General features: G+C 71.4%; 27 protein-coding genes. 12 read left to right on the forward strand and 15 right to left on the reverse strand.

Annotated elements, in window-relative coordinates:
- Positions 1-5: 5 nt before the first annotated feature.
- The 4 genes from AMK18_RS12155 to AMK18_RS12170 form a co-directional block, all read right to left on the reverse strand.
- Complete coding sequence (locus AMK18_RS12155; RefSeq protein ID WP_073862785.1) at positions 6-1,676, reverse strand: FG-GAP repeat domain-containing protein; 1,671 nt, start codon at positions 1,674-1,676, stop codon at positions 6-8.
- Between the two features lie 122 nt (positions 1,677-1,798).
- Positions 1,799-3,442 carry a TlrC/CarA/OleB/SrmB family ABC-F type ribosomal protection protein gene (locus AMK18_RS12160; RefSeq protein ID WP_073862787.1) on the reverse strand — a complete coding sequence of 548 codons (1,644 nt, stop codon included), beginning with the start codon at positions 3,440-3,442 and terminating at the stop codon, positions 1,799-1,801.
- Between the two features lie 252 nt (positions 3,443-3,694).
- Positions 3,695-4,420, reverse strand: coding sequence for a YqjF family protein (locus AMK18_RS12165; protein ID WP_018100964.1), 726 nt, complete (start codon positions 4,418-4,420; stop codon positions 3,695-3,697).
- The gene (locus AMK18_RS12170) at positions 4,417-4,845 is read right to left on the reverse strand and encodes a hypothetical protein (RefSeq protein ID WP_018100963.1); all 429 of its coding nucleotides are present in this window, start codon (positions 4,843-4,845) and stop codon (positions 4,417-4,419) included. Before AMK18_RS12170 ends, AMK18_RS12165 begins: the two co-directional genes overlap by 4 nt.
- A 172-nt stretch (positions 4,846-5,017) precedes the next feature.
- Here AMK18_RS12170 and AMK18_RS12175 point away from each other — a divergent pair, with 172 nt between their 5' ends.
- Entirely contained in the window at positions 5,018-5,929 is a 912-nt protein-coding gene (locus AMK18_RS12175) for a YihY/virulence factor BrkB family protein (protein WP_073862789.1), read from the forward strand.
- Here AMK18_RS12175 and AMK18_RS12180 read toward each other — a convergent pair.
- Positions 5,926-6,429, reverse strand: a complete 504-nt coding sequence (locus tag AMK18_RS12180; RefSeq protein ID WP_018100961.1) for a DinB family protein — start codon at positions 6,427-6,429, stop codon at positions 5,926-5,928. The genes AMK18_RS12175 and AMK18_RS12180 overlap by 4 nt on opposite strands.
- Before the next feature lie 56 nt (positions 6,430-6,485).
- Positions 6,486-7,082 (reverse strand): GNAT family N-acetyltransferase, encoded by a 597-nt coding sequence (locus AMK18_RS12185; RefSeq protein WP_073862790.1) that lies wholly within the window; start codon positions 7,080-7,082, stop codon positions 6,486-6,488.
- A 190-nt stretch (positions 7,083-7,272) separates the two neighbouring features.
- On the opposite strand from AMK18_RS12185, the gene AMK18_RS12190 reads away from it, so the two are divergent.
- A complete protein-coding gene (locus AMK18_RS12190; protein ID WP_073862791.1) occupies positions 7,273-7,866 on the forward strand; it encodes a hypothetical protein in 594 nt (197 codons plus the stop codon).
- 11 nt (positions 7,867-7,877) lie between these two features.
- On the opposite strand, the gene AMK18_RS12195 is transcribed toward AMK18_RS12190, so the two are convergent.
- The gene (locus AMK18_RS12195) at positions 7,878-8,258 is read right to left on the reverse strand and encodes a DUF192 domain-containing protein (RefSeq protein ID WP_198956984.1); all 381 of its coding nucleotides are present in this window, start codon (positions 8,256-8,258) and stop codon (positions 7,878-7,880) included.
- Between the two features lie 88 nt (positions 8,259-8,346).
- Here AMK18_RS12195 and AMK18_RS12200 point away from each other — a divergent pair, with 88 nt between their 5' ends.
- On the forward strand, positions 8,347-9,144 hold the full coding sequence (locus AMK18_RS12200) for a prepilin peptidase (RefSeq protein ID WP_073862793.1): 798 nt from the start codon (positions 8,347-8,349) through the stop codon (positions 9,142-9,144).
- A 10-nt stretch (positions 9,145-9,154) separates the two neighbouring features.
- Here AMK18_RS12200 and AMK18_RS12205 read toward each other — a convergent pair whose 3' ends face one another.
- Complete coding sequence (locus tag AMK18_RS12205) at positions 9,155-9,733, reverse strand: CGNR zinc finger domain-containing protein (RefSeq protein ID WP_073862794.1); 579 nt, start codon at positions 9,731-9,733, stop codon at positions 9,155-9,157.
- Between the two features lie 139 nt (positions 9,734-9,872).
- Between AMK18_RS12205 and AMK18_RS12210 the strand changes: the two genes are divergently transcribed.
- Complete coding sequence (locus tag AMK18_RS12210) at positions 9,873-10,403, forward strand: HPP family protein (RefSeq protein WP_073862795.1); 531 nt, start codon at positions 9,873-9,875, stop codon at positions 10,401-10,403.
- Here AMK18_RS12210 and AMK18_RS34200 read toward each other — a convergent pair.
- From AMK18_RS34200 to AMK18_RS12230, 4 genes are all read right to left on the reverse strand, one after another.
- On the reverse strand, positions 10,391-11,206 hold the full coding sequence (locus AMK18_RS34200; RefSeq protein WP_079199272.1) for a zeta toxin family protein: 816 nt from the start codon (positions 11,204-11,206) through the stop codon (positions 10,391-10,393). The two genes, AMK18_RS12210 and AMK18_RS34200, sit on opposite strands and share 13 nt — an antisense overlap.
- Positions 11,203-11,481 (reverse strand): hypothetical protein, encoded by a 279-nt coding sequence (locus tag AMK18_RS12220; RefSeq protein ID WP_073862797.1) that lies wholly within the window; start codon positions 11,479-11,481, stop codon positions 11,203-11,205. Before AMK18_RS12220 ends, AMK18_RS34200 begins: the two co-directional genes overlap by 4 nt.
- Before the next feature lie 87 nt (positions 11,482-11,568).
- Positions 11,569-12,090 carry a hypothetical protein gene (locus tag AMK18_RS12225; protein ID WP_241836549.1) on the reverse strand — a complete coding sequence of 174 codons (522 nt, stop codon included), beginning with the start codon at positions 12,088-12,090 and terminating at the stop codon, positions 11,569-11,571.
- Positions 12,083-13,507, reverse strand: coding sequence for a type IV secretory system conjugative DNA transfer family protein (locus AMK18_RS12230; protein WP_241836550.1), 1,425 nt, complete (start codon positions 13,505-13,507; stop codon positions 12,083-12,085). The genes AMK18_RS12225 and AMK18_RS12230 overlap by 8 nt, the downstream gene beginning before the upstream one ends.
- Here AMK18_RS12230 and AMK18_RS12235 point away from each other — a divergent pair.
- The 3 genes from AMK18_RS12235 to AMK18_RS12245 all read left to right on the forward strand — a co-directional run bounded on the left by AMK18_RS12235 (position 13,506) and on the right by AMK18_RS12245 (position 15,400).
- Positions 13,506-14,306 (forward strand): class I SAM-dependent methyltransferase, encoded by an 801-nt coding sequence (locus tag AMK18_RS12235; RefSeq protein WP_073862799.1) that lies wholly within the window; start codon positions 13,506-13,508, stop codon positions 14,304-14,306. The genes AMK18_RS12230 and AMK18_RS12235 overlap by 2 nt on opposite strands.
- Before the next feature lie 67 nt (positions 14,307-14,373).
- Positions 14,374-14,832: a hypothetical protein gene (locus tag AMK18_RS12240; protein ID WP_073862800.1), complete on the forward strand. Its 459-nt coding sequence runs from the start codon at positions 14,374-14,376 to the stop codon at positions 14,830-14,832.
- A 64-nt stretch (positions 14,833-14,896) separates the two neighbouring features.
- A complete protein-coding gene (locus AMK18_RS12245) occupies positions 14,897-15,400 on the forward strand; it encodes a hypothetical protein (RefSeq protein WP_241836551.1) in 504 nt (167 codons plus the stop codon).
- Between the two features lie 270 nt (positions 15,401-15,670).
- Here AMK18_RS12245 and mgrA read toward each other — a convergent pair whose 3' ends face one another.
- Positions 15,671-16,711, reverse strand: a complete 1,041-nt coding sequence (mgrA, locus tag AMK18_RS12250) for an L-glyceraldehyde 3-phosphate reductase (RefSeq protein ID WP_073862801.1) — start codon at positions 16,709-16,711, stop codon at positions 15,671-15,673.
- A 199-nt stretch (positions 16,712-16,910) separates the two neighbouring features.
- Between mgrA and AMK18_RS12255 the strand changes: the two genes are divergently transcribed.
- The 4 genes from AMK18_RS12255 to AMK18_RS12270 all read left to right on the forward strand — a co-directional run bounded on the left by AMK18_RS12255 (position 16,911) and on the right by AMK18_RS12270 (position 21,798).
- Positions 16,911-17,672, forward strand: a complete 762-nt coding sequence (locus AMK18_RS12255; protein ID WP_018100938.1) for an isoprenyl transferase — start codon at positions 16,911-16,913, stop codon at positions 17,670-17,672.
- A 185-nt stretch (positions 17,673-17,857) separates the two neighbouring features.
- Entirely contained in the window at positions 17,858-19,180 is a 1,323-nt protein-coding gene (locus AMK18_RS12260; protein WP_018100937.1) for a PhoH family protein, read from the forward strand.
- Between the two features lie 390 nt (positions 19,181-19,570).
- Positions 19,571-20,281, forward strand: a complete 711-nt coding sequence (locus tag AMK18_RS12265; protein ID WP_018100936.1) for a transglycosylase SLT domain-containing protein — start codon at positions 19,571-19,573, stop codon at positions 20,279-20,281.
- A gap of 131 nt (positions 20,282-20,412) precedes the next feature.
- The gene (locus tag AMK18_RS12270; RefSeq protein ID WP_073862802.1) at positions 20,413-21,798 is read left to right on the forward strand and encodes an AI-2E family transporter; all 1,386 of its coding nucleotides are present in this window, start codon (positions 20,413-20,415) and stop codon (positions 21,796-21,798) included.
- A gap of 77 nt (positions 21,799-21,875) precedes the next feature.
- Here the strand turns inward: AMK18_RS12270 and AMK18_RS12275 are convergent, their stop codons facing one another.
- Entirely contained in the window at positions 21,876-22,409 is a 534-nt protein-coding gene (locus AMK18_RS12275; RefSeq protein WP_018100934.1) for an alkyl hydroperoxide reductase, read from the reverse strand.
- A gap of 12 nt (positions 22,410-22,421) precedes the next feature.
- Positions 22,422-22,976, reverse strand: a complete 555-nt coding sequence (locus AMK18_RS12280) for a peroxiredoxin (protein WP_018100933.1) — start codon at positions 22,974-22,976, stop codon at positions 22,422-22,424.
- Between the two features lie 132 nt (positions 22,977-23,108).
- Here AMK18_RS12280 and AMK18_RS12285 point away from each other — a divergent pair, with 132 nt between their 5' ends.
- Complete coding sequence (locus tag AMK18_RS12285) at positions 23,109-24,074, forward strand: hydrogen peroxide-inducible genes activator (protein WP_018100932.1); 966 nt, start codon at positions 23,109-23,111, stop codon at positions 24,072-24,074.
- Positions 24,075-24,088: the final 14 nt, after the last annotated feature.

Consider the following 24,088-nt stretch of genomic DNA (forward strand, 5'->3'; position numbering starts at 1 on the left):
GGGGATCAGCGCAGGGCCGTGTAGGTGTTGAAGCCGTAGCCGATCCGGACGCGCTTGTTGAGCTTGCCCGTACCGGTCGACGTGTACCGGTACAGGTCGCCGTAGCCGTTGACCCCCACCAGGTCGGCCTTGCCGTCCCCGTTGAGGTCGCCGATCGCGGCGAACTTGTTGTAGATGTCGAAGCCGGAGCCGATCTTCACGCGTGCCTTCAGCGGCGCGGACGCCTTGCCCGTGCCCTCGTACAGGTACAGCGTGCCGTCCTCGGCGATGCCCACGACGTCCGCCCGGCCGTCCCCCGTGAGGTCACCCGCGCCGACGATGTGGCGGTACGAGCCGTAGCCGTAGCCCACCTTGATCTTCGCCGCGAGCGCGGTGCCCTTGCCGTTCCCCTGGTACAGGTAGAGGTCGCCCTTGGTGTCGCGCGCGAGTATGTCGCCCGCGCCGTCGCCGCTCAGGTCGCCGGGGCCGATGAGGTCGTTGTAGACGTCCCAGCCGGCGCTGATCCGCCCACCCGCGGCGTACAGCACGCCGTTCTTCACCCAGAGGTTGTCCGCGCGCCCGTCGTCGCCGAGGGACGAGGCAACCCGCACCCACCCCTCGGGGAAGGCGAACCGGCTCTCGCGGGCGAAGAACTCGCCGTTGTTCTTGGAGTCGTACACGTACCCGGAGCCCTCGGAGGTGACCCCCATGACGCTCCGCTTGCCGAAGTCCGGGTTGCCGCCCGCACCGACGAACATGGCCGCCTTCTGCCACCCGAAGGTGCCGGGGATCCTCGCACGGTAGTAGCCGATACCGGAGAAGCGGTAGATGTACGTGTCGCCGTTCGGCGTACGGCCCATGAGGTCGCCGTTGCCGTCCCCGTTGATGTCGTCCACACCCACGAGCTGGTTGTACGTGTCGAACCCGTAGCCGATCTTGGACGCTGCCTTGAAGGGCTTCGAAGCGTCCCCGGTGCCCATGTGGAAGTACAGGTCACCGGAGGGGGTCCGGGTGACGACATCGCCGATCCCGTCGCCGGTGGAGTCGTTCAGGCCGACGATCTGGTCGTACGTGTCCCAGCCGGACGCCACCTTGACGGCGGGCTCGAAGGGCTCGCCGTCGATGCGCCCGGTGGAGACGTAGAGATAGATGTCACCGGCGGGCGTGCGCGCGATCAGGTCGTTGTGACCGTCACCGGTCAGGTCGCCCGGCGCGACGATCTTGTTGTACTTCTGCCAGCCCTTCCCGGACCAGGTGGGAGCGGCCCCTTCCGGGTCCATGCCGAACATCGGGTGCAGCGTGAGCGTGCCGGACGCCGTCAGGGTGAGGAGTTCGGGCATGCCGTCGCCCTGCAGGTCACCCGGGGCGATGATGTCCTTGTAGACGATCCGCTCGCCGGGGTCACTGGGGTCGTTGAGCCGGAGAGGGTAGTCGGCCACCGACGTAGCCACCGACTGGAACAGGTACCCCTCCCGTGTCTGGTACAGGATGTCGCTCTTGCCGTCGCCGGTGATGTCCATGCGCGGCGTCGAGCCCACGGCCTTCGGCGCCTCGGCGCCCTTCGCGTCGTCGGCCGAGGCCGGGGCCGCCAGCAGCATGCCGGCGGAGAGGACGAGCGCGGTGCAGGCCGCGATCCGGCGCGCGCGCTTCGCGTGCGCGCGGCCGGTGCGGCCCGATTTCAGTGAAGACAGGTGCAAAGCCCCCCCAGGGGTTGTCTATGAGCCAGCTGTCAAAAAGTCGGCTGGTGTTCATATGACTGGTGCTGGATCCCTTTGGAGGGGGTTGTTTTCAGCCATCAAGCCAGTGCCCTATCGGCCCATCATGCCGCTTCGGTACGTTCCACCACCCGCCCACCGTCCAGTTCCAGCCGCCTCCCGCGGAAGCGGCCCCGCAGCCGCCGGTCGTGCGTGACGACCACCACCGCACCCCCGAACCCGGCCAGCGCGCCCTCCAGCTCCTCCACCAGCGCCGGGGAGAGGTGGTTCGTCGGCTCGTCCAGCAGGAGCAGGTCGACGGGTTCGCCGACCAGACGGGCCAGTTCGATCCGGCGCCGCTGCCCGTAGGACAGCTCGCCCACCCGGAGGCGCAGGTCCGCCGGGCCGAACAGGCCCAGCGACAGCAGGTGTTCCGTGTGCGCGTCGAGGTCACCGCCGCGCCCGTGGGCGTAGGCCTCCGGGAGCGTCAGACCGGCCGGCCACGGCGTCTCCTCCTGGCGCAGGTACCCGACCCGCCCCCGCGTCCGCACGGTCCCCGCGTCCGGCCGCAGCTCACCCGCGAGCACCCGCATCAGCGTCGACTTGCCGGCCCCGTTCGCCCCCGTGACCAGCAGCCGTTCCGCGCCCCCGATTCGCAGCGCGGGCACGGAGAGGCGGCGGCCGACGCGGATTCCGGCCAGCTCCGCCGCGATCCGGGGGGCGGACGCCTCCGCGGCGGTCACCCGGGCGGCGAACACCAGCGGATCCGGCGGCGGCGCGACCGGCCGCTCCGTCAGCCGCTCGACGCGCTCCTTCGCGTTGCGGATGCGGACCATCGCCCCGTGCCCCCGCCCCCGCGCCCGGAAGCCGCCGTGCCCGAACACGGTGAGCGGCACCTTGCGCGGGATCGCGTCCAGCCGGGCCACGTTGGACGCGGCCAGCTCGCGGTTGCGGGCCAGCTCGGCGCGCCAGTCCGCGTACTCCCGCAGCCGGCGGCGGCGATCGGCGGCCTTCGCGCCGAGGTAGCCCTCGTAGCCGTCCCCGTACCGCGTCACCCGGCCCTCGCCGACCTCCAGGATCGTCGTGGTGACCCGTTCCAGGAACACCCGGTCGTGCGTCACGGCGAGCACGGTGCCCCGGTGCGCCCGCAGGTGGTTCTCCAGCCAGTCCACCGCCCGGTCGTCCAGGTCGTTGGTCGGCTCGTCCAGCAGCAGCAGTTCGGGCCGGGAGGCCAGCGTCCCCGCCAGCGCCAGCCGCGACCGCTCGCCGCCCGACAGGGTGGACAGCGGCCGGTCCCGGTCCAGGCCGGGCAGCCCGAGACCGTGCAGGGCGATGTCCACCCGCGCGTCGGCCTCGTAACCGGCGCGCGCCTCGTACCGCGCGACCAGCAGCGCGTACGCCTCCAGCGCGGCGGTCAGCTCCGCGCCCGCCAGGCCCGCGAGCCCGGCCTCGGCCCGGCGCATCCGGGCCTCCAGCTCCCGCAGCCCGGCGAGCGCCGCGTCCACCGCGTCCTGGACGGTGGCCCCGGCGGGCAGGGCGAGCGCCTGGGCGAGGTAGCCCGTGCCGCCGGGCGCGACGACGGTCAGCTCCCCGTTGTCGGGCCGGTCGAGCCCGGCGATCAGCCGGAGCAGCGTGGACTTGCCGGCCCCGTTGTCGCCGATGACGCCGGCCCGTTCGCCGGGCGCGACGGTGAAGGTGACGTCGTCCAGCACGACGCGGTCGTCGTAGCGGCGGGTGACGTTCTGAAGGGTGAGTTGTCCGGTGTGCATGAAAAGCCCCTGATTCTCGGCCCGTGCCGATCGGCGCGCGGTGGTCGGGGCGCGTCCGCGCACGCCGACGGCGCACCGAGGACGCGTGCCGGAAGGGCAGGCGTCACGGAGCCGCGAAGGCGTGGGAATGCGGAGGCGCGGGAGAATGCGCTACTGCGGAGCCGGGCTCAACGCAGGCGCAGGGGAAGTATCACAGAGAACCCATGCGTCCCAAGGTAGGCGGAGGCCAGGGCGGCGGCAAGCGGTTTTCGGTCAGGACGGGCCGCCCAGCCGGACCGGCACCCCGGGGGAGTACAGCACGCTGATGGGCGCCCCGCCCGGGGCCGGCAGGCCCGCCGCCTCGATCAGGTTCTCCTCGCAGACGAGCAGGTCCGCGCGGTGCAGCGGCCAGCGCGGGTGGTCGTTGCGCAGGTAGGCGGTGCGGCCGAGGAGGGACTGGTGCAGGCCCCAGCGCGCGGTGAGGAAGTGCTCCAACTCGGTGGGCCGGTCTATCCGTTCACCGGGGCGCACGGTGATGCGGCTGTACGCGCCGCGAGGGCCGGGCACGCGGCGCGAGCTGGTGTAGCCGATCGTGTCGCCGGCCGCCTCCACCCGCATCCGGGACCACACGTACGGCAGGCCGAAGCCCAGCCGCCCCATCGCCGCGGGGACCAGCCGGGACGCGTCCAGCGAGCGGAAGACGACCCCGCGCCGCCCCCGCTCGTCCACCGAGTACAGGCGGACGTTCGTCTCGGGGAACGAGCCGAGGTACGGCACACCGGGCAGCCCCAGCCACCCCACCCGGTGCATCCGGAAGGCCACGAGACCGACGTACGTGGCCCCGTCGAACGTGTCGGGCACCGTCCCCGCCGGCAGCAGCCCCGCCACCGCCTCCGGCTCCACGGCCCAGTGGACGAAGCAGAGGTCGAGCCACTGCTGGGTGAGCAGCGGGCGGCGCAGGACGTCGGGGGCGTCGGGTGTCACGGGCGAGGTGGTCACGGGCCAAGCGTGGCAGGGCCGTCCGGCGCGTTCTCCACCGCGTCCGGGATCGCGGCAAGATCCGCGATGAGGTCCGGGTCGCGCATCCCGGGCAGCTCGTAGCCCCGGGCCTCGTCCCACTCGACGTCCAGGTCGTCCATGTGCACATGCCAGTCGGCGTCCGGCAGCGCCCGCCGGAACTCCGTGACCGAGTCCAGCACATGGGCGACCACCGGCAGCAGCCGGCCGGGGTCGAACGGCATCTTGGTGGAGCCGTCGAGAACGGTCCCCGGGTCCGATGTCCCGGGGTCGTACACGAACAGGCTCTCCTCGTCCTCGTACGGGAACGACGTCTGGCGCTCGGTGACGATACGGGCGACGGCGGCCGACTCCGACCCGGTCAGCGGGGTCGCGCGGCGCGCGGTGTAGTACAGGGAGACGCTCATGGGGGGAGCGTACGGGCGGGGTACGACAACGGGAGGTCCGGCAGCGCACCCCGGTGCGGAACGGGGTGTACCGGGCGGGAACATGAGCAGAAGAGGAGAGACGGGGAGCGGGCCCGGCCCGTACCCCCGTCACCACGCCTTTCCCACCGCTCACGTCCCCGGAGCCGCAACCGTGTCCAGTCAGTCCAGCGGTACCGCCGCCGGGGCCCCGCCCCACCCGCGCAGAACCCCGCCGACCGCCCCCGGCCCCGGCGGGGCCAGGCGCTGGCCGCTCGCGCTGCGCCGCACCCCCGTCTCGCTGTGGAACGACGACATATCGGACTGGGCCGCGGCCCTCACGTACTACGCGATCCTCGCCCTGCTGCCCGCGCTGCTGGTGACCGTGTCCGTCATCGGGCTCGCCAGCCCGGGTGCCACCGGTGCGCTGATCGCCGACATCACCGCCTTCGCGCCCGCCGAGGCCGCCGCCGCGCTGCGCGAGCCGCTGGAGGCCGCCACCCAGCAGCGCACCGCCGTCTGGGTGCTCGTCGCGACCGGGTCCGTCAGCGCGCTGTGGTCCGCGTCCAGCTATCTCGCGGTGTTCCGGCGGGCGCTGCACGCCATGCACGGCGTGCACGACACCCGGCCCGCGCTGCGCCAGGCGCACATCATCGTGGCGTGGGCGGTCGGGCTGCTCCTGCTGATGATGGCCAGCGCGTTCGCCCTCGTGCTCACCGGACCGCTGGCGCGCTGGGCCGGGCACCGGCTCGGCCTGACCCATGTGGGAGACGCGGTGTGGGCGGTGCTGAAGTGGCCGCTGCTGCTCTGCCTGGTCGCCGGGCTGATCACGGTGCTCTTCCGCACCGGCCCGGAGCCGGCCCGCCGGGCCCGGCAGGCCGTGCCCGGCGGGGTGCTCGCGGCGCTGCTGTGGCTGGCCGCGTCGGCGGGATTCGCGCTGTACGCCACGTACATCGGCTCCTACAGCCGGCTGTACGGCTCACTGGCGGGCCTGGTGGTGTTCCTGATCTGGGTCTGGTTCACCAACCTGGCCCTGTTGTCCGGGGCCCAGTTCAACGTCGAACTGGACCGGGCCCGGCAGGACTAGTCGCCGGTCGTCCCGTCCACGATCTCGCGGATGATGTCGATGTGGCCGTTGTGACGGGCCGTCTCCTCGACGAGGTGGAGCAGGATCCAGCGCAGGTCGGGCTGCCGGCCGCCCACGCGCACCCGTTCGGCCCGGGCGTCCAGGTCGTGGGCCGCGACCAGCTTCCGGTTGCGGGCGCACTGCTCCTCGTACTCCCGCAGCACATCGGCGAGCGGCATGTCGACGGCGATCCGCATCTCGCGGTCGGGGTCCTCGTCCGTCCACGGGCCCTCGTCCTCGCCGCCGAGGAAGACCACCTCGAACCAGTAGTACTCGACCCAGCGCAGATGGTTGACCACCCCCGCGATGGTCATCAGCGGGGAGCCGGGCAGGGGCGCGCGCACGGCGTCCTCCTGCGAGAGCCCTTCGCACTTGGCGACCGCGGTGGCGCGGGTGTAGTCGAGAAACGTGGTCAGCTGGGTGCGCTCGTCCCATGCGGGAGGCGTATCGGTGCGTGTCATCGCCGCACAGCCTCCCGGGCGGAACGGGGGTTGTCCACTGCTTATACGTCCACTGCTCATGCGTCGACGCGCAGTGCGGCATCCCGCAGCGCCGGATGCCCGGGCCCGAGGAACACGGCGATGTCCGGGCCGTCCGCACGGCCGGGCGCCCGGCGCCAGCCGAGCCGCCGGTAGAGGCGCACCGCGGGTCCGGCGTCCGCCGAGGTCAGCAGCCAGCAGCGGCCCCCGGGCGCGGAGGCGGTGACGGACTCCAGGAGCGCGGCCGCCAGGCCGGTCCCCCGGGCGTGCGGGCTGAGCGCGAGTTCGTCCACCTCCAGCGCGCCGACGAGCCAGTCCGCCGTCCGTTCAGGGCCCAGGACCGAGGCGACGGCCGCGTAGCCCCGGGTGGACGGGAAGGGGGAGGCGGTGGTCCAGGCCGTCGCGAACCCCACCACCGAGGCGGCGTCCGGCTCCTCCGGGACGCCGTCCAGCGCGAGCGCGGCCCTGAATCCGGGACGGGCGGCGTCCTCCGCCAGGCGGTGGACGTAGCCGTCGGCCTGATCCGGGTCCTCGTGCCACGGCGGGCCCGCGAACGCCTCCGCGTAGGTCCGCCGTATGCCGTCCTGCCGTGCCGACAGCGCCTCGGCGCCCGTCCGCTGGACCCACCTGACCATGTCGCGACTCCCCGCCGTCCCCGCCCCGCGGACCGGTCCGGCCCGTCCGGCGAGTCTACGAGCCGGGCCCCGGACCAGGGGTTGCCCGTACGCTCGGGTACCGACCACCCGCCGGCCCCCCCCACGCCGCCGCCCCGAGCGGTGCCGCGGGCGGGGCGGGCAGCCACCACGAGTACCGAGGTGACGGCCGATGAGTGACGGTTTCTTCTGCTCGTACCACCTGTGCTGGAGCCGCCCCGACGCCGAGTCGCTGCTCGGCGACCTGGAGGCGGCGGGGGTGCGGGCCGACCACCCGGTCACCCGGCGCATCACCCTGGTCAGCCCCGGCGCCGACCCGTCCGGTACGCAGTCCTGGGTGAGCCGGGACCAACTCGTGCTGCTCACCGGGCTGCAACGCCTCGACCGGGTCGACTTCCTGCTCTGGCTGCCCGACGGCGAGGAGATACGGGCCAGGATCAGCCGGGGCGACGACGGCACGGTGGAACTGCGCTTCGGCCTCGGCGCACTGGACCGCGACGCCCGGGAACGGGTGGTCCGCGCGGTGCGCGAGGCGATCGGACGGGCCTCGCTGCTCTGCGTGGGCTTCGTGCTCGACCGCGAGGGCGCGTCGGCGGCCACCGACTGGGCGGGCTTCATCGTCAAGGGCTCGGTGTACTTCGACTGCTGGCCGGACACCCTCGCGCTGCTGCCCGAAGTGGCCGCCGCCCAGCCGCAGTTGTCCGGCGTGAACTCCTTCCAGCAGTCGCCGTGGGTCGTCTACGGAAGCGACGTGCCCCGCAGATAGACCGCGAGGGCCTACAGACCGCGCGGAGCCTGCTCGACCCGGACCTGTACGCCGGGCCGCAGCCCCCACGCCGCCATCGCGCCCGCCTCCGCCTCGATCACATGGCGGCCGCGCGGCCGGGGCAGGCCGAGCCGGCCCGGCTTCATCGTGTGGACCGCCAGCACGTTGAACCTCCGGTCCAGATAGGCCACATCGATCGTGAACCGCATCCGGAAGGAGTGCACGCTCCCGCACGGCGTGATCATCAGCGCCCCGTCGACCCCGTCCCGGCCGAGCAGCCCGCGCGCCCGGTGCCGGTAGGAGGCCGCGATCCGCAGCGGCACCCGGGTCTCGGTCACCCCGTCCCGGTCCGTGATCGTCAAGGTCCCCGCGCCATCGCGCCATCGAGCCATGGCCCGACGGTAGCGGCGCCGGCCCGCCGCCGGGCCCGAATCCACAGGCCCAACCCCCGTCCGGGGCACGCCGATTAGGATCGCTCAGGTGTACGCCATGCTGATAGGGGTCGCCGCACTCTGGGGCGCCGCGACCGGGCTCCTGGTCCCGCGCGCCGCCTACCGGTTCTCCGTTCCGCCCGGCGACCCCTGGCGCGACGCCTGCCCGGCGGGCCACCCGCTCACCGGCCCCGCCCGCGCCTGGCTGGGCGCGGCGCGCTGCGGCGGGTGCGCGGAGGGGACGGTCGCGGAGGTCCGTACGGGCGCGCCCGCCCCCGTACCGCCCGAGGACGCGCCCACCCCCCGTTACGCCCCTCACCGCCTCGCCCCCGTCGTCACCGCCCTCGCCTGCGCCGCCCTCGCCTGGTCCACCGGCACACGCCCCGAGCTGGCGGCCTGGCTGGTGCTCGCCCCGGTCGCGGTGCTCCTCGCGAGCATCGACCACCGCGTGCACCGGCTGCCGGACGGGCTGACCCTGCCAGCCGCCGGAGCCTCCGCCGTACTCCTGGGCCTGGCGGCCCTGCTGCCGGAACACGCGGGCTCCTGGCTCTCCGCGCTCCTCGGCGGGCTCGTCCTGGGCGCGTTCTACTTCCTGCTCTTCCTCGTCAACCCGCGCGGCATGGGCTTCGGCGACGTCAAACTCGCCCTCTCCCTGGGCACGGTGCTCGGCTGGTACGGCTGGCCCGTCGTCTTCGCGGGCGGCTTCGCCGGCTTCCTCTTCGGCGCGGTGTACGGGGCGGCGCTCGTCGCACTGCGCCGCGCGGACCGCAAGACGGGCATCCCGTTCGGCCCGTTCATGATCGCGGGGGCGTTCCTGGGGCTGGTCTTCGGGGGACTGGCGGCCTGACCGCAGGGGCTCAGCGCGCCCGGGCGCTGTGCCGTGCCACGCGGGCGCGGTTCCCGCAGGCGGGGCTGCACCACTGCTGGCCCGTGCGCAGGGCCGAGAAGAACAGCACGCAGCTGGGCGCCGGACAGCGGCGGAGGAGTTCGCGGCGCGGCGAGGTGAGCAGCCGGGTGGCCGAGGCGCAGACCTGGGTGGCCACGACGTCCATCACCCGCACCCCGTCCGGCCATTCGAGCCGCGGCCCGGTGTCCGGCCAGGTGACCGCGGCCTGCTGGACGCCCCGCGCCCGCTCGGTCACCAGGCCGAGGGACGCGGCGGGCGGGCGCCCCCGGTCGACCAGGGCGTCGAGCAGGTCCCGTACGGCCTCGCGGACGGCGAGCGCGGTCGTGACGTCCGGCGCATCCATCTCCACGCGGGTCCCGGCGCCCATGCCGAGGCGCGGGCGGTACGCGTCGATCCAGTGGGCCAGCCCGTGCGGGGTGCCGACCTCGTCGATCAGGGCGCCCGCCTCGTAATGCCACGAGCTGGTGAACTCGACCGCCAGGGGCTCAAGGGGGCGGATTTCGAGCGTGTCCTTGCCGTGTGTCGTCATGCCGGCCCTCCCTGACCCGGGTACGCGGATTCTTCCAGGTTCCGCGAACGGCCGCGTGATCGGGCGGCTGCGGGTAGATTCACCCCATCGACGCTAACGGGCAAGCCATTAGCGCTCGCCTCGAAGGGAAACCGACACGATGACGCAGACCAGGCCCCCGGCCGAGGTCCCCGCCCCCGCGCGCCCCTGGCACGCGACGCAGGCGCCGCCCCGGCCGAAGGCGCTGACGACGGTGGTCGCCACGGCGAGCAGCGTGATCGCCCTGACCCTCCTGGTGGCGGTGGGGGAGTGGTCGCACCAGGTCCTGCTCATCCCGCCGCTGGCGGCCAGCATGGCGCTGATCGCGGGCGCCTCCCAGACACCCCTCGGGCAGCCCCGCAGCGTGATCGGCGGCCAACTCGTCTCCGCCCTGACCGGCTTCCTGGTCCTCGCCGTCCTCGGCCAGGGCGTCTGGTCCTCCGGCCTCGCGGGCGGCCTCGCCCTCGGCGCGATGCTGCTCCTCCGCGTCGCCCACTCACCCGCCGCCGCGACCGCCGTGATCGTGGCCGCCACCGCCCCCTCCGCCGGCCCGTTCCTCGCCCTGCTGGCAGCGGCGACGGTCCTGCTGGTCCTGGTGGGCCTGGTCGGCAACCGGGTCAACAGGCAGGCGTATCCGGTCTACTGGTGGTGACGCGTGCCCCGATGCCCGGCCCGCCTGGCACGACGCTCCTTCGACTTCACCATCCTTGTCGGCGGCCCTGTCGTTCCGGCCCGTTGAGCCGCGGGCCCTCGTTTCGAGTAGGGGCGGGCCTGGCGGGCTGCTTGGCCGCGAGGGCTTTCTCCATCTCCGCGCGATGAGCTGCCAGCTGGACGTCGTCGCGGACGAGGAGGGGAGAGACCGCCGGCATGGCCCACCGGTCGATGCCGTCCAGGGCCGGAGTAGGCGGCGTCGTGCCACTGGGGCGGAATCCATCGGCCGTATCCGTACAACCGGCGGTTACGGTGGTATCGGTCAACGACGCCCTGCAAGCTCAGGGCCTCGTGGGTGGCGACGAAGGCAACGCCGACCTGGAAGCCCGTTCGACGGAACTCGGTGATCCGTTTGATCGCCCATTGAGGGCCGGCGAGTGGGGCACTGATCACAGTGTCCAGGCGTTGCATGCGCAGCAACCTGGCGGCTCGGCTCCACCAGTGCCCCTTGAGGCCCTCTGATGCCAGGTACGCGCCAGTAAATTCCTCTTCTCTGTGCAGCTGTTCGGATCGAGGGTGTGGAAGTATCAGCTCGTCACCATCGAGTGAGAAGGAATCGGTCCGGCCAAGCCGAGACAGCAGAGTGCCCTGCGCGGTGGTCTTGCCTGAGCCGGGGGCCCCGCCGATGAACAGGACGTTTGGGTTCTCACGCGGCGTGCCGGTGATTCCTGGGCGAACGTATTGGTTGAACACATGGGCGTTCTCGCGGTCGGATCCAAGACGTGGGTAGAGCTCGTCGCTCACGTGCTCTCTCCGCGGACAGCCTGCAGCCGAGCCGGGTAGTCGCGCAGGATCCGAGCCACAGCCGTATTATCCGTCACTGTGAGACGACGTCGCTCGTCCACGTAGCCTCGTTGCTCGACCTGCAGCCGGGCTGCTTCGTCCGTGGCGTCGGTGTTCCCAATTTTGGCACTGCAGGCCGCGATGAGGGCATTGAGCAGTCCGCGGGCATCCCCGTAGGACTCAGCCTGCGCGGCCGTGTAGGGGACATTTGGTTCAGGCGTGATGTTGTTCTGCATGGCTTTTCCTGCTTTCTTTCGGGGGCAGTGGATTTGCGACACCGTTGTCCGTTCCATCCCGCCTCGCGAACAGGACGGGGACAGCGGCTATGGAGCCTGGAAAAGTGCATCCGGTTCGGCGGTGCGACGGGCCAGTTCGGCGGCGGCAGGGTGCGCGGCCTCCGTAGTGAGCACCTCGGCCGAGGTCAAGTACACCTCGAATGCCTCCGATGCGCCGGATGACAGCGGCACCAGTGCCGGGGGTTCCTGGTGGCGACCGCCGGTGCAGGCGGCAAGCCGCAGGCGGGGCGTGAAGTTGTGGAGGACGTTGATCCAGTCGGCCTCGGCGAGGTCCCGCCCGGCCGTCTGATCGCCCGCATAGGTACGCAGCCAGCCGACGTACAGGGCTGTCAGGTGCTCCACGACAGATGGGTGGCGGTACCAACACTGCGGGATGCTGTTGTGCAGCTCGAAGGCGCTGCGCAGCCAGTCGACCCAGATGGCCAGCTCGCGGAGTCGGGCCCGGCGGTCGACGGGATCCATGGCGGCCCATACCCATCGCTGCGGCTCCAGTTGTCCTTGAGCGGGGAGGGCAGGCCACAGCGAGCCCGGGTTGCCGAAATCAGACACGGGGTCCTTCCTTCTCTGTCGCCTTCGGTTGGGTATGACCGGCCGCTCCTGTGGGCGGAACAGGAGCGGCCAGCAGCCTCTTGAGGTCCTTGTCCCGGAAGGTCAGCCGCATCCGGACCTTGATGGGCGCCTGATTCGAGTACTGGGCGATGGCGATGTAATCGGGTAATTGCTGGAGGGAGTGGACCGGGGCGAGGTCCGTCTCGGTGGCTGAGGTGTTGGTGGAGTACTCGCCACGCGACCGGCCGTGGGACACCTTCATCACCTCGGTCCGCCCGTACAGACCGGAGAAGTAGCGCAAGGTCTCCAAGTCGCCGCAGCCGGGCAGCAGCATGCGCAGACCGCTGGCGGAGAGCACGGTGTTGGCCTTCTGCGTGCCGAGCCGCTCGCGGAGCTGGGACAGGTCGTGCCACACGGTCAGGATGTCGATGCCCATGCCCCGTCCGGTGGTGAGGATGTTCGGCAGCCGGGGGTAGCGCAGCATGTTGCCTGCTTCGTCGACGAGTATGCCCAAGCTCGGGTCGAGCGGCTTGCCGGTGGCGTTGTAGCGGACCTCGGCGCCGTGAATGATCGACGCGATGATCGAGGTCAGGAGCGGTGCGAGCCGTTCGGCGTCGGCCTCGGACGCGATCAGGCAGACAGTGCCGTTCTCATCCAAGAGGTCGTCGACGGTGAAGTCGGTGCCGGCGCAGGTCTCACGGACCTCTTCATCGGCGTAGACCCGGGCGCCGCCGCCGGACAGGTTCGAGGCAAGCAGTACCCCCTTCAAGACGCTCTTGGCCTGGTCGATCCAGGGAGCTGCGCGCTTGTCGTCGCCGGAGGAAGCTGCCTCTGCCGTCCATGAGGCCATGCGGTCTGCGGCCTTGGCGTCGGTGCAGTAGTCGACCGGGGACCACTTCTGGGTGGCGCGGCCAGGGATCCCGGCCGGGGCTATCACCCAGACCGGTCCGAGGCGACGGCGCCGCGCGTAGATGACGTCGAGGTCGGCTGCCTTGGTGGTCGTGACGACCAAGGGGCCTTGCCATTCGGCGGCGTTCGGTAGAACCAGCCCGGTTGTTTTCGACGAGCCGGGCACGCCGAACACGGTCGCGCTGATGTTGCGCTGGGCGGCCACGATCTTCTTCGTGTGCATTCCGCGCCCTGCGGTGATCCTGTTGGCCCGCTTGCGAGGGTCCTGTGGTGCGGCGAGCTTGCGTTCCACCTTGGCCCCGCCCCATTGCGCCCCACCCGTGCTGCCCGTGCGGGCCAGGTGACTGATGGCTTTGACGATCAGGAGCAGTATGCAGGCGACGGTGGCGGCGAACAGTACGTAAAACAGCCAGGCGGGTGGGGCAGGGGAGTACGCCGTCCCAGGGCCGCGGTGCCCGTCCGTAATGCGTTCGCGGGCGGCCCGGTCCGGCTGGGACGATGGGCCCATGCCCACTGAATCCGACGCCATCCCGCCCACGCCCGGTGAAGCCGCCCGGTTCGACGCTCTCGTCGCGGAGGCGGACAGCGTCTCCGTCGACGGGTGGGACTTCTCCTGGCTCGACGGGAGGGCCACCGAGCAGCGGCCCTCCTGGGGGTACGCGCGGGCCATGGGGGAGCGGATGGGGCGGGCACGGGCCGCGCTCGACATCCAGACGGGCGGGGGCGAGGTGCTGGCCTCCGTGCCGGAGCTGCCGCCGCTCGCCGTCGCCACCGAGTCCTGGCCGCCGAACATCGCCCGGGCCACGGCGTTGCTGCACCCGCGCGGGGTGGCCGTCGTCGCGGACGAGGACGAGCCGCCGCTGCCGTTCGGGGACGGGGCGTTCGACCTGGTGGTCAGCCGGCATCCGGTGACCACGTGGTGGGCGGAGATCGCCCGCGTACTGGCCCCCGGCGGCACGTACTTCTCGCAACAGGTGGGCCCCGCGAGCGTCTTCGAGCTGGTCGAGTACTTCCTCGGGCCGCAGCCCCCGGAGGTGCGCGGCGCGCGTGATCCGGAGCGGGCGCGGGCCGACGCCGAGGCGGCCGGGCTGGACGTCGTGGACCTGCGGCCGGAACGGCTGCGCACCGAGTTCTTCGACATCGGGGCCGTTGTCTACTTCCTGCGCAAAGTGATCTGGATGGTGCCCGGCTTCACCGTCGAGCAGTACCGGCCCCAACTCGCGGCGCTGCACCACCGCCTGGAGACCGAGGGGCCCTTCGTCGCCCACACCACCCGCTTCCTGATCGAGGCCCGCAAACCCGAGTGAGACGGGTGCCCCCACACGGCGCGAAAACTGGCACTCTGGTCGCGAGCGCTCGGGGAAGGAGCTGGCCATGGACCTCGGCACCGACGGGGACGCCGCGCACGGCCCGCGCCGGGGTGGCGCCGAGTGGCTCAAGGGGGCCAGGATCGTCCGCGTCCTCGGGATCTTCTACCGCCCCGAGGGCCGGATGGGCGAGCCGGAGGCCGTCTCGTTCGTGCTGGACGACGGCCAGTCGGTCCGTCTGACCTGCGCCTCCGACGGCACCCTGCACGTGGGCGCCGGCACCTGGCCGCAGCTGCCCGACTGGTGTGTGCCCGCCGCCCAGTGGGAGTTCGCCGAGCTCGCCGGTCTGCCGCAGGTTCCGGACGGCGGCTGGACGGTGCTGAGCACGGACGAGCGCCGGGACGCGCGGGGCGAGGTCCACGAGGCCGTGATCCGCTGCGAGGGCGGCCGTTTCGTGGTCGTCGGCGGGGACACCGTGGGCGTCCGCTTCACCCGGGGCCACCGGGGCGCGGCCGCCGCGACGTGACGGAACGGCATCGGGTGCCAACTCCCGTCGGCGACCGCCGGGTTGCCGTTCCATACTCGTGCCCATGACTTCCGCGAGACGTACCGCCGCCCTGCTCCTGACCGCCGCCGCCCTCACGGGCTGCGGTACGGAGGTGGTCCACAACGACGGTTCCACCTCTCCGGCCGCCTCGCCCTCGGCACCGGACCCGGGCCCGCAGCAGGGCGGCGACCCCAACTCGCACTACGCCGAGAACCATGCCTTCCAGTCCACCCTCGACCTGTCCGACGCGGACCGCGCTCGGGGCGAGGCGGAGGTGAAGCGGGTGAAGCAGGGGCTCGCCGCGCTCGCGGAAGGGGGCAGGTCCACCGAGGAGACGGTCTTCCGGGCACTCCACGGCCTCGGATACCCGGACGGATCGGTCACCACGAGCAGCTTCGGAACGCACCGCACCTCCTTCACCGTGACCCTCGGGACCCTCTGCCTGGACGGCTCGCTGGACGGCATGGTCAACGGTCTCGTCAACGCCGAGGCGCACGGTCGCTACATGGAGGGAACGGGCTGCGTGAAGCCCCGGGGCGGCCACTGACGAGCGGAATGTGGACATCCTGTGGACGTCTCGGGCGTGTTTCCGGTGCCCGTCCCGGGGTGGGTGGTGTCCTCGCAGGTCAGAGACGTGCGGCGAGGGCCGGCCGGTGACCGGAGCGAAGCCTTTCACTCTCGGAGAGTAATTATTTCGCGCCGCGGCACCCAGCATCACTTACGAAGGGTTATGGTGGAAACCCCCCCTCGGGCCGGTCCGTAACCCCCCCCACGGACCGGCCCGTTTTTTGTGCCCGGCGCCGGGCCGGACGCGCGCTCAGCCCCGCGCGGCCCAGATGTTGGTGCCCTCGGTGTCGACGGCGAAGACGTCGATCTCCTTCAGCTCCTCGGCCGACAGCTCCGGGCCCGCCAGCGCCGCGACGTTCTCCTCCAGCTGCCCCACGCTCGACGCGCCGATCAGCGCGGACGTCATCCGGCTGTCGCGCAGCACCCACTTCAGGGCCAGCTGGGCGAGCGACTGGCCCCGGCGGCGCGCGATGTCGTTCAGCCCGTTCAGCCGCCGCACCACCTCCTGCGACAGCAGGTCCGGGTCGAGCGACTTGCCCTGTGTGGCCCGCGAGCCCTCCGGGATGCCGTTCAGGTACTTCCCGGTCAGCAGCCCCTGGGCCAGCGGCACGAAGGAGATGCAGCCCATCCCGGCCGCCTCCAGCGTGTCCAGGAGTCCGTCGTCCTCGGTCCAGCGGTTGATCATCGAGTAGGACGGCTGGTGGATCAGGGCCGGGACACCCATCTCCCGCAGCAGCCGCGCCGCCTCGGCGGTCTGCTCCGCGTTGTACGAGGACACCCCCACGTACAGCGCCTTGCCCTGCTGTACGGCGGAGGCCAGCGCCCCCATCGTCTCCTCCAGCGGGGTCTCCGGGTCGAAGCGGTGCGAGTAGAAGATGTCGACGTAGTCCAGGCCCATCCGCTTCAGCGAGGCGTCCAGCGACGACAGCAGGTACTTGCGCGAGCCCCACTCCCCGTACGGCCCGGGGTGCATCTCGTACCCCGCCTTGGTCGAGATCAGCAGCTCGTCCCGGTACGGGGCGAAGTCCTGGCGGAGGAGCTTGCCGAAGTTCAGCTCGGCCGAGCCGGCCGGCGGGCCGTAGTTGTTGGCCAGGTCGAAGTGGGTCACACCGAGATCGAAGGCGCGGCGCAGGATGGCCCGCTGGGAGCCGAGCGCCCGGTCGTCGCCGAAGTTGTGCCAGAGGCCGAGCGAGACGGCCGGCAGCTTTAGACCGCTGCGCCCGCTGCGGCGGTACTCCATGGAGTCGTAGCGGGATGCGGCGGCCTGATAGGGGGAAGAGGAATCAGTCACGATTATCTCTTTATCACGGACTTGTGACAGGCCGAGTTGGGTGGGCGCGGCGCCCGCGCAGTAATGTGGCCTGACGGGACTGCCATGACACGGCGGGGCGATCCGCCCCCTTCCAGTGCGGCGATCCGATCCCCAGGGGACGACCCCGGACCCCTGAGCTGGGGCCGGCGGGCCCGCACGGAACCGAGAGGTGGACTCAGTGAACTTGCGCGACCTGGTGTACGGGCTCTACGCGCGCCGGGTGGAGGCCCGCCTCGACCATTCCCAGGTGCCCAAGCACATCGGCGTCATCCTCGACGGCAACCGGCGCTGGGCCAAGGCGTCCGGCGGCACGGCGGCCGAGGGCCACCAGGCCGGTGCCGACAAGATCAAGGAGCTCCTCGGCTGGTGCAGTGAGACCGACGTCGAGGTCGTCACGCTCTGGCTGCTCTCCACCGACAACTTCGACCGGCCCGAGTCGGAGCTGACCCCGCTGCTCGGCATCATCGAGAACACGGTGCGCGGCCTGGCCGCGGACGGCCGCTGGCGGGTCCACCACGTCGGCACGCTCGACCTGCTGCCCGCCCACACCCAGACGGTCCTCAAGGAGGCCGAGCAGGCCACCGTCGGCGTCGACGGGATACTCGTCAACGTCGCCGTGGGCTACGGAGGCCGCCAGGAGATCGCGGACGCCGTGCGCTCCCTGCTCCTGGACCACTCCGCCAAGGGCACCTCCTTCGAGGACCTGGCCGAGATCGTCTCCACCGACCTGATCTCCGAGCACCTCTACACGCGCGGCCAGCCCGACCCCGACCTCGTGATCCGGACCAGCGGCGAGCAGCGCCTCTCCGGCTTCATGCTCTGGCAGAGCGCGCACTCGGAGTACTACTTCTGCGAGGTCTTCTGGCCGGCCTTCCGCCGGGTCGACTTCCTGCGCGCCCTGCGCGACTACGCCGCCCGCCACCGGCGCTACGGAGGCTGAGCCCGGCGGGGTCCGCCCCGCCGTCCCCCGGAAGAGATCCCGTCGGCATGGCCGGCCGGGTAAGAGGGCATATCCCTGACAGGCCGGCGCCCGGTCACCAACCAGGTGGGCGCCGATGACAAGCGGGATGCTCCGCGACGGCCCGCCGTCGCACGCCAGCCTCTTCCGAGGGGGTACGTCCTTCCGTGGTGACCAGCACAAAGCGCCGCCTGCCCGACAGGCGCACCTACGTTCTCGACACCAGCGTCCTGCTGGCCGATCCGAACGCCATGGCCCGTTTCGACGAGCACGAGGTCGTGCTCCCCGTCGTCGTGGTCACGGAACTGGAGGCCAAACGGCACCATCCGGAGCTCGGCTACTTCGCCCGCCAGGCCCTGCGCCTGCTGGACGACTTCCGGGTCCGCTACGGCCGGCTGGACGCGCCGATCCCCCTCGGGGATCTCGGCGGGACGCTCCGCGTCGAGCTCAACCACTCCGATCCCGGCGTCCTTCCCGCCGGCTACCGGTTGGGGGACAACGACTCACGGATCCTGGCGGTCGCGCGCAACCTCCAGGCCGAGGGGTACGACGTCACGGTCGTCTCCAAGGACCTCCCGCTGCGCATCAAGGCGTCATCGGTCGGCCTCCTCGCCGAGGAGTACCGCGCGGAGCTGGCGATCACCGACTCCGGCTGGACGGGGATGGCCGAACTGTCCCTCGCCGCCGACCAGGTGGACCTGCTCTTCGCCGAGGAGACGCTGTACGTCCCCGAGGCCGCGGAGCTGCCGGTGCACACCGGCCTGGTTCTCCAGTCCGAACGCGGCAAGGCGCTCGGCCGGGTCACGCCCGAGGGCAGTGTGCGGCTCGTCCGCGGCGACCGGGAGGCGTTCGGCATCCACGGCCGCAGCGCCGAACAGCGGATCGCCCTGGACCTGCTGCTCGACCAGGAGGTCGGCATCGTCTCGCTGGGCGGCCGGGCCGGCACCGGCAAGTCGGCGCTGGCGCTCTGCGCGGGGCTCGAAGCGGTGCTGGAGCGCGGGCAGCACAAGAAGGTGATGGTCTTCCGCCCGCTGTACGCGGTGGGCGGGCAGGAGCTCGGCTATCTCCCCGGCAGCGAGGCCGAGAAGATGAGCCCCTGGGCGCAGGCCGTCTTCGACACCCTCTCGGCCGTCTCCGGGCGCGAGGTCATCGAGGAGGTGCTGGGGCGCGGGATGCTGGAGATCCTGCCGCTCACCCACATCCGGGGCCGTTCCCTGCACGACGCCTTCGTGATCGTGGACGAGGCCCAGTCGCTCGAACGGAACGTCCTGCTGACCGTGTTGTCCAGGATCGGGACGAATTCCCGGGTTGTGCTCACGCATGACGTGGCCCAGCGGGACAACCTCAGGGTCGGCCGTTACGACGGAGTGGTCGCCGTGGTCGAGAAGCTGAAGGGGCATCCGCTCTTCGCTCATGTGACGCTCACGCGTTCGGAGCGTTCCCGCATCGCCGCACTGGTGACCGAAATGCTGGAGGAAGGTCAGATCTGATACGGGTTGGGACGTTGACGCCGCCCGGCGGGCCAAGCAGCCTAGCCGGGCGGCGGCGTGTTCCGGCGCCTTTTCCGTAATTCAGGTCCGCCAAACGGGGTGTGACCTTTCACACGCAACGGAGAATTGCTTCGCGTGGTCCCGTTCCGGCAGAGTCTTGCTTCCGTCAGGCCCCGCATACGGCACACCGGCACCTCCAGAGGCGCCACGCACCACACAACTCAACAACCGCCGTCCGTATGCCGCCCGCGAGCACCACGCGGCGCTCCCCCCGGGGAGTCGCCCACCGGGCCCGTGCCTTCCCGTGACCCAAGCAGTAGGGAGGCCAGTGCCAGGGGCACGATTGCGCCCGCGAGGTCACCTAAGCGGGCGATGCTGGAAGGACACCGTGTGAGCCGGATTTCGGTCCGGGGGTTCGCCGTGGCATCTGCCACCGCGGTCACCACCGTAGGCGCCGTCGTAGGCGTTGCATCGGGCAGCACTCCCGCTGCCGACGACAACAACTTCGAGGCGACCGCAGCCGACACCACGCTGCTCGCAGACATTCCCGCGGGCCAGCAGGCCCAGGTGCAGACCGCTTCGCTGACGCAGCAGGCCGACGCCCAGGCGTCCGCGGCCGATGCCGCGGCGAAGAAGTCCGCGGAGGAGACCGCCCGCGTCCAGGCCGCCAAGGACGCGAAGTCCAAGAAGCAGGCCGCCGAGGACAAGCTGGAGCGCGAGCGCCAGGCGAAGAAGGACAAGGAAGCCCAGGAGCGCGCTAGCCGCTCCGAGGTCCGTTCCACCTCGTTCGCCGTGCAGGGCTCCTACACCGTGGCCGAGGTCCAGGCCATCGCGCGGCAGATCGTGCCGGCCGACCAGTTCCAGTGCTTCAGCAACATCGTGAACCACGAGTCGAGCTGGAACTACCGGGCGAGCAACCCGTCTTCCGGTGCCTACGGTCTCGTACAGGCCCTTCCCGGCTCCAAGATGGCTTCGGCCGGTGCCGACTGGATGACCAACCCGGCCACCCAGATCAAGTGGGGCCTCAGCTACATGAGCAGCCCGCGCTACAAGAGCCCGTGCGGCGCCTGGGCCTTCTGGCAGGCCAACCACTGGTACTAGAACCAGGGTTCACCAGCTCAACCTCGTGAAGCCCCCCGCCGTCCTTCGGTGGGGGGCTTCACGCGTGTACGGTCGTGCGGAACGCTGCCGGGGGAGCGGTAGGGAGAGCGGACGGGGGTAGAGGAAGCGTTATGTCGAAACTGCCGGGATGGCTCGGACAAGTGGGTGCTGAGCTGAGCAGGCTGAGCGAGCGCCTTGATGAACGACGGGCCGAGACGGAGGCCGACGACCCCCTGCTCGGGGGTACGGACCCGGTGGGCTCCGGGAAGGACGAGGCGGCCCACGTCGACCAGGTGCCCGCGCCGCCCACTTACGCGCCCACCGTGGCCGCGCGGCCCGATCCGGTCGCGGCGATCCCGTGGGGGATGCGGGTCGCGGCCGAGGCGGGCTGGCGGCTGCTGGTGCTGGCGGGGACCCTGTGGGTGCTGATGCGGGTCATCAGCGCCGTGCAACTGGTCGTACTGGCCTTCGTCGCCGCGCTGCTCGTCACCGCGCTGCTCCAGCCGACCGTGGCCCGGCTGCGGCGCCACGGGCTGCCGAGGGGTCTGGCGACGGCCGTCACCGCGATCTCCGGCTTCGTCATCATGGGCCTGGTCGGCTGGTTCGTGGTGTGGCAGGTCATGGACAACATCGACACCCTGTCCGACAAGGTGACGAAGGGGATCGACGACCTCAAGAACTGGCTGCTGGACAGCCCGTTCCATGTGACCGACAAACAGATCAACGACATCGCCAAGAACCTCAGCGACACCGTCGGCACCAACACCGAGGCGATCACCACCGCGGGCCTCCAGGGCGTCACCGTGGTCGTGGAGTTCATGACCGGTGCGCTGCTCGCGATGTTCTCGACGCTCTTCCTGCTCTATGACGGCGCGCGCATCTGGCAGTGGGTGCTCAAGCTGGTGCCCGCGCAGGCGAGGCCCGGGGTCGCCGGGGCCGGTCCGCGCGCCTGGCGGACGCTGACCGCCTATGTGCGCGGCACGGTCATCGTGGCCCTGATCGACGCGATCTTCATCGGGCTCGGGATCTACTTCCTCAACGTGCCGATGGCGGTGCCGCTGGCCGTCTTCATCTTCCTGTTCGCCTTCATCCCGCTCGTCGGCGCGGTGGTGTCCGGGGCGCTGGCGGTGGTCGTCGCGCTGGTCACGGAGGGCGTGTTCACCGCGCTGATGGTGCTGGCCGTGGTCCTCGCGGTGCAGCAGATCGAGGGCCACGTCCTCCAGCCGTTCATCCTCGGCCGCGCGGTGCGGGTGCACCCGCTGGCCGTGGTGCTCTCGGTCGCGGCGGGCGGCATGATCGCCGGGATCGGCGGTGCGGTGGTGGCGGTGCCGCTGGTCGCGGTGACCAATACGGTGGTCGGCTATCTGCGCAGTTACGGGCAGGAGGAGTCGCGCCGCCACTCGCCGCCCCCGCACGGGTCGACCGCGCTGGACGCGGCGCCCGCCCCGGCCGCGTCCGGCGCCCCGCCGGAGAAGCCGGACAAGGGCGGGGACGAGCCGTCACCGGACGCCCCGTAGCGCGTACGCACAGGAAGAAGGGCCCCTCGGACGGTCGGTCGTCCTCGGGGCCCTTCTCGTGTTCCAGGGTACGGTGCCTAGTCGGCGAGCACGGCCTCGGCGTCGAGGGTCACACCCACCGCCTGGATCACCGAGGCGATCTTGACGGCTTCCTGGATGGTCTCGCGGTCCACGCCGGCCTTGCGGAGCACCTGCTCGTGCGAGTCGAGGCACTGGCCGCAGCCGTTGATCGCGGAGACGGCGAGCGACCACAGCTCGAAGTCGACCTTCTCCACGCCCGGCTTGCCGATGACGTTCATCCGCAGACCCGCGCGCAGGTTCCCGTACTCGGGGTCCGAGAGCAGGTGACGCGTGCGGTAGAAGACGTTGTTCATCGCCATGATGGCGGCGGCCGACTTCGCGGCGGTGTACGCCTCCGCGGAGAGGTTGGCCTTCGCCTCCGGCTCCAGCTCGCGCAGCACCTTCGGCGAGCGCGAGGCGATCGCGCAGGCCAGGACGGTGCCCCAGAGCTGCTGCTGCGGGAGCTCGCTGTTGCCGATGACCGAACCGAGGTTCAGCTTCAGGTCCTTGGCGAAGTCCGGTATGGCGGACTTCAGTTCGTCGAGAGCCATGTCGGTATCAGCTCACTCGCCCGAGAGGAGCGCGACCGGGTCCAGGGTGTTCTCGCCCTTGGTCCAGTTGCACGGGCACAGCTCGTCGGTCTGCAGGGCGTCGAGGACCCGCAGGACCTCCTTGGGGTTACGGCCCACGGAACCGGCGGTCACCATCGTGAACTGGATCTCGTTGTTCTGGTCCACGATGAAGACGGCGCGCTGCGCGAAGCCGTCCTCGCCCTCGATGCCGAGGTCACGCATGAGCTCGTGCTTCGAGTCGGCCAGCATCGGGAAGGGCAGGTCGGTGAGGTCCGGGTGGTCCTTGCGCCAGGCGTGGTGCACGAACTCGGAGTCGCCGGAGAAGCCGAGGATCTGGGCGTCACGGTCGGCGAACTCGTCGTTCAGCTTCCCGAAGGCGGCGATCTCGGTGGGGCACACGAAGGTGAAGTCCTTCGGCCACGCGAAGACGATCTTCCACTGACCCTCGTAGGTCTTGTGGTTGATCTGCTCGAACTCCTTGCCGCTCTCCAGCGACACACAGGCGGTCAGGTCGAACTCGGGGAACTTGTCACCGACAGTGAGCACGCGCTCTCCTTGTAGCGTAGGTTCTCCCCTTTTGAGGGAGTTCCTGGGGGTTGGACGATCTCCACCTTGGCACAGAGTGCATTGATCGCGGAAATAGCTACACTCGGTCGTGATGATCGGAGGTGCCTATCAGTGGCGCAGAGCAATCCGGGCAACCGGCTCAAACAGCCCAGCCTCTCGCAGCTGCGCGCCTTCGCGGCCGTCGCCGAACATCTGCACTTCCGGGACGCGGCGGCCGCAATCGGGATGAGTCAGCCCGCGCTCTCCGGGGCCGTGTCCGCGCTGGAGGAGGCACTGGGTGCCCAGCTCATCGAGCGTACGACGCGCAAGGTGCTGCTCTCGCCCGCCGGGGAACGGCTCGCGGTGCGGGCGCGCGTCGTGCTCGAAGCCGTCGGCGAGCTCATGGAGGAGGCCGAGGCGGTCCGCGCCCCCTTCACCGGAGTGCTCAGGCTCGGCGTGATCCCGACCGTCGCCCCGTATCTGCTGCCGGCCGTGCTGCGGCTGGTCCACGAGCGCTACCCGGCCCTCGACCTCCAGGTGCACGAGGAGCAGACCTCCTCGCTCATCGAGGGGCTGGGCGCCGGACGGCTCGACCTGCTGCTGCTCGCCGTGCCCCTCGGCGTCCCCGGGGTCAGCGAGCTCCCGCTCTTCGACGAGGACTTCGTGCTCGTCATGGACCGCGGCCACCCGCTCGGCGGGCGCGCCGACATCCCCCGCGACGCGCTCCGGAAGCTCCCGCTGCTGCTCCTGGACGAGGGGCACTGCCTGCGCGACCAGGCCCTCGACATCTGCCGTGAGGCCGGCCGGACGGAGGGCGCCCCGGTCACCACGACCGCGGCCGGGCTCTCCACCCTGGTGCAGCTGGTGGCCGGGGGCCTCGGGGTGACGCTGCTGCCGCGCACCGCGGTCACCGTCGAGACCGCCCGCAACGAGGCGCTGACCACGGGGTACTTCGCGGACCCGGCCCCGACGCGGCGGGTGGCGCTGGCGATGCGGACCGGGGCGGCGCGGCAGGAGGAGTTCGAGGAGTTGGCGGCGGCGCTGCGCGGGACCATGCGGGCGCTGCCGGTACGCGTGACGGAGGGCGGCCGGACCTGAAGTCCGGCCGCCCT

It is taken from the genome of Streptomyces sp. CB01249 (assembly GCF_001905735.1).
Classification (GTDB): Bacteria; Actinomycetota; Actinomycetes; order Streptomycetales; family Streptomycetaceae; genus Streptomyces.